Annotated in this window: 4 protein-coding genes and 8 pseudogenes; 4 read left to right on the top strand and 8 right to left on the bottom strand. The window is 58.1% G+C overall.

All coding sequences use genetic code 11. The features are described from left to right. Window positions 1-290, bottom strand: a 290-nt coding sequence (locus EN818_RS30480) for a leucine zipper domain-containing protein (protein ID WP_145972137.1), incomplete at its 3' end; no start/stop codon positions are given. A 383-nt stretch (window positions 291-673) separates the two neighbouring features. Here EN818_RS30480 and EN818_RS30475 point away from each other — a divergent pair. Further along, entirely contained in the window at window positions 674-1,078 is a 405-nt protein-coding gene (locus EN818_RS30475; protein ID WP_095517152.1) for a hypothetical protein, read from the top strand. Between the two features lie 66 nt (window positions 1,079-1,144). Beyond that, a pseudogene (locus EN818_RS34095) lies at window positions 1,145-1,995 on the top strand (saccharopine dehydrogenase C-terminal domain-containing protein); the annotation flags it as partial. A 640-nt stretch (window positions 1,996-2,635) separates the two neighbouring features. Here the strand turns inward: EN818_RS34095 and EN818_RS30470 are convergent. Next, window positions 2,636-3,727, bottom strand: coding sequence for a uridylate kinase (locus tag EN818_RS30470; RefSeq protein WP_095517149.1), 1,092 nt, complete (start codon window positions 3,725-3,727; stop codon window positions 2,636-2,638). Window positions 3,728-3,917: 190 nt separating this feature from the next. After that, window positions 3,918-5,192 (bottom strand): diaminobutyrate--2-oxoglutarate transaminase, encoded by a 1,275-nt coding sequence (ectB, locus tag EN818_RS30465; protein WP_095517148.1) that lies wholly within the window; start codon window positions 5,190-5,192, stop codon window positions 3,918-3,920. Between the two features lie 320 nt (window positions 5,193-5,512). Between ectB and EN818_RS30460 the strand changes: the two are divergent. Continuing rightward, window positions 5,513-5,779: pseudogene (locus tag EN818_RS30460) on the top strand (transposase); the annotation flags it as partial. A gap of 56 nt (window positions 5,780-5,835) precedes the next feature. Here EN818_RS30460 and EN818_RS30455 read toward each other — a convergent pair. Further along, window positions 5,836-7,020: pseudogene (locus EN818_RS30455) on the bottom strand (IS3 family transposase). 152 nt (window positions 7,021-7,172) lie between these two features. Between EN818_RS30455 and EN818_RS30450 the strand changes: the two are divergent. After that, window positions 7,173-7,504 (top strand): annotated as a pseudogene (locus EN818_RS30450) (transposase); the annotation flags it as partial. A 314-nt stretch (window positions 7,505-7,818) separates the two neighbouring features. Here EN818_RS30450 and EN818_RS30445 read toward each other — a convergent pair. The 4 pseudogenes from EN818_RS30445 to EN818_RS30430 form a co-directional block, all read right to left on the bottom strand. Further along, a pseudogene (locus EN818_RS30445) lies at window positions 7,819-8,010 on the bottom strand (helix-turn-helix transcriptional regulator); the annotation flags it as partial. Window positions 8,011-8,097: 87 nt separating this feature from the next. After that, window positions 8,098-8,392: pseudogene (locus tag EN818_RS30440) on the bottom strand (pyridoxal-phosphate dependent enzyme); the annotation flags it as partial. A gap of 87 nt (window positions 8,393-8,479) precedes the next feature. Continuing rightward, window positions 8,480-8,668: pseudogene (locus tag EN818_RS30435) on the bottom strand (4Fe-4S binding protein); the annotation flags it as partial. 341 nt (window positions 8,669-9,009) lie between these two features. After that, window positions 9,010-9,151 (bottom strand): annotated as a pseudogene (locus tag EN818_RS30430) (integrase core domain-containing protein); the annotation flags it as partial.

The raw sequence follows: 9,151 nt of genomic DNA, 5'->3' as shown, positions 1-9,151 counted from the left end.
CCGACCTCATGGGCGATGTGCTTGCCGGTCCAACGTTGCCGCCGCAGCGCCATGATGCGCTCGGCGATCAACGCAGCGGTGGCCTGTGGCATATGGGCGGGCCGCGAGGAACGGTCGATCATGCCGGGCCGCCCTTCGGACTTGTAGCGCTCGACCCAGCGCGCCACGATCTTGGCCGACACGCCGTAGACGCGCGCCGCATGGGCTTTGGAGAAAGCGCCTTCTATCACCGACAGCGCCATCTCCTCTCGACGCAGCGGCGTGAGACGGGCATTCTTATGGATGTTCATTCGGACCCTCCGGTGAGTGCTGAAGCCTGGTAACTCCAGTCTCCTCGGTCCGGTCCGAATGGACAACCTCCCGAAAGCTCACAGCTAGCTAGCAGCCGTAAATTGTTGACTATTATTTTTTACGAAAACAATGCGCTAGAATTACGAAGGTAACAATAACTTATTGCAACTTAGTAGATCTCTTCTTGCCTATTCAAATCCGAAGGGGCATATCTTTTGTGAACAAAATGCCTGAGTGGAAGAACCATTGGGGCCCTCCTTAACGCGGACATTTCTGCGCGATCTCAGCTGCGAGAGCGAACGGGTGAGGATGCTGCGGGTCACGGCAAAGGACCGTCTTTGCCGCACGATCTGGTGACTTCTAAATAACGGGGAGATTGAAAATGTTTCTCAAAGCCGACGGAAGTGAAGTATGGCTGCAGAGCTCGGCAAGATTGCCGTATCTATCCCTTGCCGGCATTATTGAATCCTCGGAGGACTACGTCGCAATTCGACCAAGGCTGCGTCGGGTTTACAAGCAGCTTTCGGGCATAGCCTCCGACGACGCGTTCCTTGTGCAGGAAATCGAGGACAGTGGCTCCTTGGTTTTCTGCGCCCGACCCGACAAGCACTGCGCCTTGCTGCTGCTGGGAAAATTTCATCGAGGCCGGCAGAGTTGCACACCCTATGCTGTTCTCGAAAACCTCGTCGAAACGATCCGGAACAGTGCAGATGGAATCGGCGGGCAAGTCGGCGCGACCATCCGTTTCGACCTCGTGCAATCCGAGTTGGCGATGCGTGCCCGCTGAAGGAGAGGTCATTAGCCAGCAGATGCGACGGCGGCCTCGCTAGCGAGGCTTCCCGCGCATCCCCGTTTGCGTACGGCAACGCTGGACGCCGACGATCCGGAACAGTTGTGCAGTGTACTGCGGGTAAATTCGCCGTGCTCGCGCGGTGCCGCTACGTCTAACTGTCGGCATTGCCCGTGCTGCAGTTGCCGCCGGGGTGCATTACCTTGATCTGACCGAGGATGTCGGGAGTACGCGCCAGAGCAAAATGCTGGCCGCCGGTCCCACAATGCGCCCTCGCTCCGGCTTTATCTCGATCGTAGCGCATCATCTTACTGCCGGATTCGACCGTGTCGACGCGGTGCGGCTGCGCACGGGCGCTCTGCCAGAGTATCCAGCTAACGCGCTGCATTACAATCTGACCTGGAGCACCGATGGGGTGATCAACCGATTGCGAGCCTTGCGAGGCGATCGCCAATGGCCAACGTGTGGAAGTCCCAGCGCTTGAGGAGTACGAGGAGTTCTCTGTCGACGGCGCGCGGTATGAGGCTTTCAATACTTCCGGTGGTTTGGGCACGCTATGCGATGCCCTGCAGGCCCGAGTGGGGACGCTGAATTATCGCAGTATCCGCTATCCAGGTCACGCCGCCCGAATGAAGGCGCTGCTTCACGATCTTCGTCTGAGCGAGGGCGTGAACTGTTGTCATTGTCAGCGGACACAAGCAGGGCCGCCTGATCCAGGAAACCTACTTCAACAAAATTTACTATCAGGTGATCAACGGCAAGCCGACGAGCGCATCCAGGCGACCACGGCGGCTGGCATCTGCACTGTGCTCGACCTGCTGGCTAACGGCCGGCTGCCGCAGCAGGGACTGATCTGCCAGGAGCAGATTAAGTTGCCGGAATTCCTGGCCAATCGCTTCGGCGCCCTTTATGCCTCTGCATCCGCTGCGCCACGGTCGTCCGAGACTCTGAGCTGCAACGCTCTCGTCCGTCTCGTCGACCGGTCCGTCGGGAATTGGCCGGCGTCGGCAGGGTCGCCGCTATCAATCAAGCCCGGCGGGTTCGCTCTGCCGAAGCGAGGCTTCGTCGCTTCGACCAGGCCGACGCCGAAAGCTCCGGCCAGCGAGCCAAATACCTTCTCTGTCGCCGGGTTGATCACCGGCAGATGTAATTCCGTCTTTCCATCACTACTAGTCTGCAGCTGCTGCTGACGAAAGCTCATAGCTCGCGGCGTGGCACATTGCATGCTCAGCTTGAGTGACTCAATAGGTCCAGACCAGTCGATATCCGGATCGTGGGGTCGCGCCTCCACATTTTCATCACAATGGTAGCGGCGGTCGGCGTGGGCGCCCGCACTGACCGGCTAGCAGGTTCGATACTATTTGGCATGAAGGCGAACTGCGCCCGCATCACGGCTAAAGCGGCGCAAAACGGCTGCGCCACCAGCAACCAGCATCAGCGTGAACGATGGAAACATGAGGAGGCATCCAGACCCAAATGGATTACCGTGGATTTCCCGGCGTATTGTTGTGCGAATGAGCAGCAGATATAGGCTGGAGGGCTGCCCAGCCATTCTCACCGAGAGGGTGCGCCAACGGCTGCAGGATACATTCGTTCGTGGATTTGGCGTGCCAAGGCAATGGCCCGGTCATAATCGCCGACCACGTGGACGCGCAACACGGAAGAATCGAGTTCCGTCACCACGTTTTTTGAACCAATGAACACCGGGACAGTGTCCGACAGTGCGACAAGTCGAAGGGCAAAATCGATATCGCTTACAATGCATATCACTACCCCGTGGCCGTCCTCCACGCGGATCGCGTTGATGTCGTGTCGAGCAAGAAGCGCGCAAAGGTTGTCGCATTCTTCAAGGGTGGCACACGAAAACACCGGGATCTCGCGAGCTACGGTCACAGAGCGGGCGTTCCCATGGCCAGTCACGATCGTACCGGTGATGACGCCGTCGCTGGTCAGCGATTTGCAAACAATGGTGACGTTGTGCGTTTCGGCGTAATGCACCGCCCTGTGGTGCAGTACCTTCGCACCATGTCGCGACATCTGTAGCATCGCGCGATAAGAAATCTCCGGAATCAGTTGTGCTCCTGCGACCAAGTAAGGGTCTGCCGTATAGACGCCTGGAACATCCGAGTAGATTTCGCAAGTGTGCTCTCCCAACATGGACGCAATTGCGATAGCTGACAGGTCAGAGCTGTTTCTGCCGAGAAACGTTAACCGACCGGACTGATCAATTGCCTGGGCACCCGCGGCAACAACGACGTGATGCTCCTGCAGTGCTGCCAGGATTGGCGTGGGGTCCACGCTTTTGATAGACGCGCGACCGAAATCCGAATTCGTACGTATTCCAAGGGAATATCCGTTCAAAGATATGGCTGGAATACCCAGCCGGCTGATGGCAGCCTCCAAAAGGGAGGCACTGAGCATCTCTCCGGTCGCAAGTGCCCCATCGAGATTTGATGGCGATGCTTGCTTGTTGACGTCGAGCATGACCGCTTTCAAGTTGCAAGTGGTGCCTGACATCGCGCTGACCACGGCAACGATTTTGTGTTCGCCAGCCGCCAGTCGGTCGGCCAGATGCCCAGCAATTCGCCCGTAGTCCTTGGGATGCAGAAAAGAAGAGCCCCCGAATTTCAGAATCGTCGCATTCATGTTCCACCAATCACGTTGTCGGCAATCTGCAAAGCTGTTAGGTCAGAGATGCTTGATCGGCACGGCACAACATTGGGAAGGGCTCAACGGGGCGGACGGTCGACCCCGGAGCGTGATCCTGTCCATCTTCGATTCCGCTGCGGCGGATAAAGAAAATCACCCCACTGTCTATGCATACAGCCTCGACCGATTAGACGCTTGCGTGCACAGAACTGTCCAATATGTCGAGACCGCGTTGAAGCGTCTCCCCATCGATCGTCAAAGGGGGAAGAAGCTTGACAACCTGGTCCTCCGCGCCGCATCGCTCTACCACCAGCCCACCTTCAAAGGCCCTGTGCACGATTTTCTCGGCCAGTTTGCCTGTATTGCAATCGAGCCCGAGCATCATGCCCCTTCCGCGCACGGAAAGGCTAGGATCGCCGCTACTTTGAGCAATCTGCTGAAGGCGCTGGTTGAGAATTCGCCCTGTTTCCGTAACGCCGTGAGACAGCTTTTCATCCGTCCAATATTTTCGTAACGCAGAAGCCCCAGTCACAAGCGCGAGATTGTTGCCTCTGAATGTTCCATTGTGTTCGCCGGGCTGCCAAACGTCTATTTCAGGTTTGAGCAGCAAAAGGGATAGCGGCAGTCCACAGCCGCTGAGAGACTTTGACAAAACAATTATATCTGGCGATAAATCGGCAAATTCGAAACTGAAGAAACTACCTGTTCGTCCGCAACCTGCCTGAATGTCATCAACAATCAGAAGGACGCCGTTCCTTCGGCAAAGTAGCTCGAGCGACTGCAGCCAAATCTTGCTCGCAGGATTTATGCCTCCCTCGCCTTGAACTGTTTCCAGAATGATGGCAGCAGGAAGATCGACACCACTGCTTGCATCAGCAAGCACCTTGCCCAGATATTCCGAAGTGTCCTGATCGGCTCCCCAATAGCCGTCATAAGGCATGAACACTGCACCGACTAGCGTTAATCCTGCCGCACCCCGGTGGGTTCGATTACCCGTTACCGCAAGCGCGCCCAAGCTCACTCCATGAAAGCCGTTGGTGAATGAAATTACAGTTTGCCGACCCGTGGCCTTCCGTGCGAGCTTTAACGCCGCTTCCACGGCATTGGCCCCGGTAGGACCGGGAAACTGAAATTTGTATGTCATGTCACGTGGACGTAATATTGTGGCGTCAAAATACTCCATAAACTCTCTTTTTGCAGAAGTAGCCATGTCTAACCCATGAATAATTCCGCCTGACTCCAGGTATTTCTTTGCGTCATTTAGAAAATCCGAATCATTGTGACCGTAGTTGAGGACGCCCGCGCCGGAGAGAAAATCGATAAACTCTGAGCCATTCTCGTCCTCGAGAATGGCTCCCGCAGCTTTCCTGAACACAACAGGAAACGTTCGAGAATACGCTCGCACGTTCGATTCGAGGGTTTCGAAGGCAAGTAAGGAGTTTGAGGTATTCTCTTCAAGCATAGTCTTTCCTCGACCAAATGATGGCGCCATAGCATCGAAATTGGAATCAAAATGGCTTCGTAGGGTTATAGACGGCAAGCTCGACCAGTGCGCCTACCTAGAATGGTAGGATCGTCACAAACACATTGGAGAGATGTTGGATCGTCCAGCCAAGGCCGAGGCTGAAACCCAACTAGAGAGTCAACGTGAACCTGGCGACCGGCACGCACTCGGTCCAGTCCGCAGCGATATCGGTCAGAACCATCTCGGCAGAAAGCTACCAGACGAGGGGGTGCCGAAGGGTGCGGCGTCCCCAGCCCAGAACGTGCTACAAGGGCTAGTGCCACCTGCCGCTCTACGTCTTCTGCGGCCGGCATCTGCTGGCGGCAAAGCTCAGGCGTTCCAACATTCACGCCAGCAAGGGAGCGTCGAGGAGGTTGCGCGGATCGTGAGGCAAATCCGCAAGTCGTGGCCCCGAGGTCCGCGCCATCCTGCGCCGATCCCGGCTTGCCCGCGAGGCGCTGATGGCCTGGTGCGAGCAAAACCGCGTCGACTATGTCTTCGGGGTCGCCCGCAACGAGCGGCTTGTAACGAAGATCGCCCCCGCCTGGCGGAAGCCTGCCGGGGTCCAAGGCAAGTGGTCAGGTGACCTGCCACTGAACTTTCATCCAGTGACGATTAGAGCCTCGACCGTTTCTGTTACGCCGTATCGCGCGGTTTGAGCAACCGGCGGAGACGCGAAGCCTTCATTGAGCGCAGCGTGGGAGCCGGTTGCGGCTAGGGTTCCGGCGAAGGCCGCCGGGGTCTGGTAGCCGAGCGAGGAATGCGGCCTCGCGGTGTTGAAGTCCTGCCTCCATTCGGCAATGGCACTGCGGGCGTGGTCGAGGCCGAAGAACAGGCTCTCGTTCAACAGCTCGTCGCGCATTCGGCCGTTGAAGGATTCGACGTAGCCATTTTGCATCGGCTTGCCCGGCGCGATGTAGTGCCATTCGACGCGATGATCCTTCGACCAGGTGAGGATGGCGTTCGAGGTGAACTCTGTGCCGTGGTCGGAAACGATCATGTCCGGCTTGCCGCGCCAGGCGATCAGGTCAGTCAGTTCCCGAGCAACGCGCCGGCCGGAGATCGACGTGTCCGGGATCGCGGCAAGGCATTCGCGCGTCACGTCGTCGACGATGTTCAGCACCCGGAACCGCCGCCCGCAGGCGAACTGATCATGGACGAAGTCCAGCGACCAGCGCGCGTTCGGCTTCGCCTCAACCAGGATCGGCGCCCGCGTGCCGACCGCTCGTCGCCGTGCCCGGCGCTTGCGCACCGTCGGGCCCTCCTCGCGGTAGAGCCGGTAGATGCGATTGACCCCTGATGGCTCGCCCTCGCGCTGGAGCAGAATGAACAGGCGTCGATAGCCGAAGCGGCGGCGCTCGTTGGCGAGGTCGCGTAACCTTGCGCAGCTCCGTCTCCGGCGGACGCCGGGACCGATAGCGGACGATCTTGCGATCGGCACCGACGAAGGAACAGGCCCGACGCTCCGACACGCCCATGACGGCCTGCAGATGCGCGACGGCTTCGCGCTTGGCGGCGGGCCCTACCATTTTTTTGAAAGAAGCTCGCGCAGTGCCGACGCTTCGAGCATCTGGTCGGCGAGCAGTTTCTTCAGCTTCGCGTTCTCGTCTTCCAAGGCTTTCAGCCGTTTGGCATCGGAGACGTCCATCAGCCATACTTCGCCTTCCAGTTATACAGCGTCGCCTCGGAGATCCCATGCTTGCGCGCCAGGTCGCCCGCCTTTGCTCCCGCCTCATGCTCACGCAGAACCGTGATGATCTGCTTCTGTAAACCGCCTTCTCTTCATCAGTCCGTCCTTCAATCGAGGCCGGACTCTAATCTCAGATGGAGGAAATTACCCGTGGCAGGTCACAGGTCGCACGCGTCTTTGGCGACTTTCCTGTGGTTGACGAAAGAAGGGCTGTGGCTCAGGCCGAGTGCACGACGCTGGGTGCCAATCCGCGCTTTATCGTGTCGTCCTCAAGCCAGAGCGCTGGGCGGCACGGGCGCTATCCGTCTACCCGATCGCACCAGCGCCCATACCTGCGCGCCAATCGTTGCGGCTTTGGTTTGCCTCGTTTGTCTACGTTCTCATTTGCGCCTTGCGCCGCCTCGGCCTCGCCCACACCCGGCTCGCCGAGCCCACCTGCGGCACGATCGAGTTGAAGCTACTGAAAATCGGTGCGCGGGTCCGCGTCTCGGTACGGCGCATCAAGGTCGCGATGGCTTCGGCGTGTCCCTATGCCGACGAATTCGCCCTGGCACACGCCCGAATACGCGCCGCGGCCAGATGGCGCCGCAGGACCCGAACCCTTCCCGCCAACAAAAGAGGTACATTGCACAAGCTCAAATCGCCGCACACACGCGGCGATTGCGCATCGTCTTCGGGATCGGAGCACGATACCGGCTCCTGGCCAGGCCAAAACACCGCCTAGCGCCAGATGCGGTGAGAAAAACGGGCTAGCAGTCACTCCCGATCTTGTCCGACTAGTGCAGCCACGCACCGAGGGTGCAACTCAAGGTCTGGCGCCGTAAAGAATGCACAGTTCTTGCCAGCGTTAAACTCTGATTGTGAGTCTGCCTTTTATCGAAGTAAGAGATCTCCTTACAATTCTATGATTCCCATGTTGATTGCCTTTATAGCAGCGACCGTTCTGCTGCCACAATCCAGTTTCCGCATCCCATTTTTTATATGGAAATTGACAGTATTATATGATATATTTAGGATTTTTCCTATCTCCCACGAAGATTTTCCTCTCGCCACCCAGCTAATGCACTCCTTTTCTCTAACTGAGAGACTAAATGGCTTCTCAACCTTCCGTCGCGCTTGCGTCATTGTACACCTCGCTCGTCGGCACGGCAGGGATGTTGCAATCTGTCGACGTCAACCGTTGCGAAAGGTGTAGCCGTACCCGTTGATCGCCGAGATGTGCGTAGAGGACCCTCGATCCCTGTGGAAAGAAGCCCCTTTGGACGAGATCGATCATCCCTTGCATCGATTTGCCCTCGTAAACGGGATCGGTAATCATGCCCTCGAGCCGCGCGCACAGACGGACCGCCGTCTTGGTTTCCTCCGATGGAACGCCATAACGCGGGTATGCGTAGTCCTCGAGCAATACCACGTCTTCCTCCACAAGTTCCGTCCCGAGATCGACGAGCATCGCTGTATGTTGGGCTAGCGTTGCCGCAAAGAACCGGAACTGAGCCGGCAAAAGATCATGAAGGGCAACTCCGATCTCCTGGTTCTGTCTCGTCAAACATGCTGCTCATGCTCCGATCTGGTCGGCCGCGACATGGGTCTGGCAGTTCTTAGGGCAGACGCGCCCGCAGGCTCCGCAACCAATGCATCGGCCGGCATGGTCGATGACCATGATCATGCGATTGAGCTCACCATCGAAGTCGTCGTTACCGCCATCGCAGGCGCCGAGGATTTCATCCGCATCATCGACACCGTATGCGCGTGCTGGTTCTTCTCTCAAAAAAGCAACACACCGGTTAGGGAGACCATCACTCGACTAGGCGCATTCGCATGCGGTCCGCCCTCACCCACTGTTGCCGCATCTCAATCAGCAAAGGCCGTGCCAGCGACGCCTAGCCCGCATTAAGTGTATGGTTGTGCTAAGAAAAACGTACGGGCACCAACACGGCGTTGTCTTGAACCTGACATGTTTTCTGCCGCTGTCGGGTTTTGGACACGCATCGCGGCGTGGGTTGTGCCCTGCTGGGCGGGTGAAGCGACGGGCGCTGGCGCGGAGCCTTTGGCATAGCGCAGCGCGAGCGACCGTCGCGGATTGAAGGTGCTGGCGAACTCGGCCGGGGTCTGCCAGGCGATTTGGGAGTGCGGCCGCGCGGTGTTGTAGTCGGCGTGCCACAGGGCGATGGCTACGCGCGCCTGAGCCAGCGAGGTGAACAGCGTCTCGTTGAGCAGTTCATCGCGC

Origin of the sequence: Mesorhizobium sp. M3A.F.Ca.ET.175.01.1.1 (assembly GCF_004791945.1) — a bacterium.
GTDB lineage: Bacteria > Pseudomonadota > Alphaproteobacteria > Rhizobiales > Rhizobiaceae > Mesorhizobium.
The sequence above is the reverse complement of the archived record's forward strand: the minus strand, read 5'-3'. Positions and strand labels throughout refer to the sequence as shown.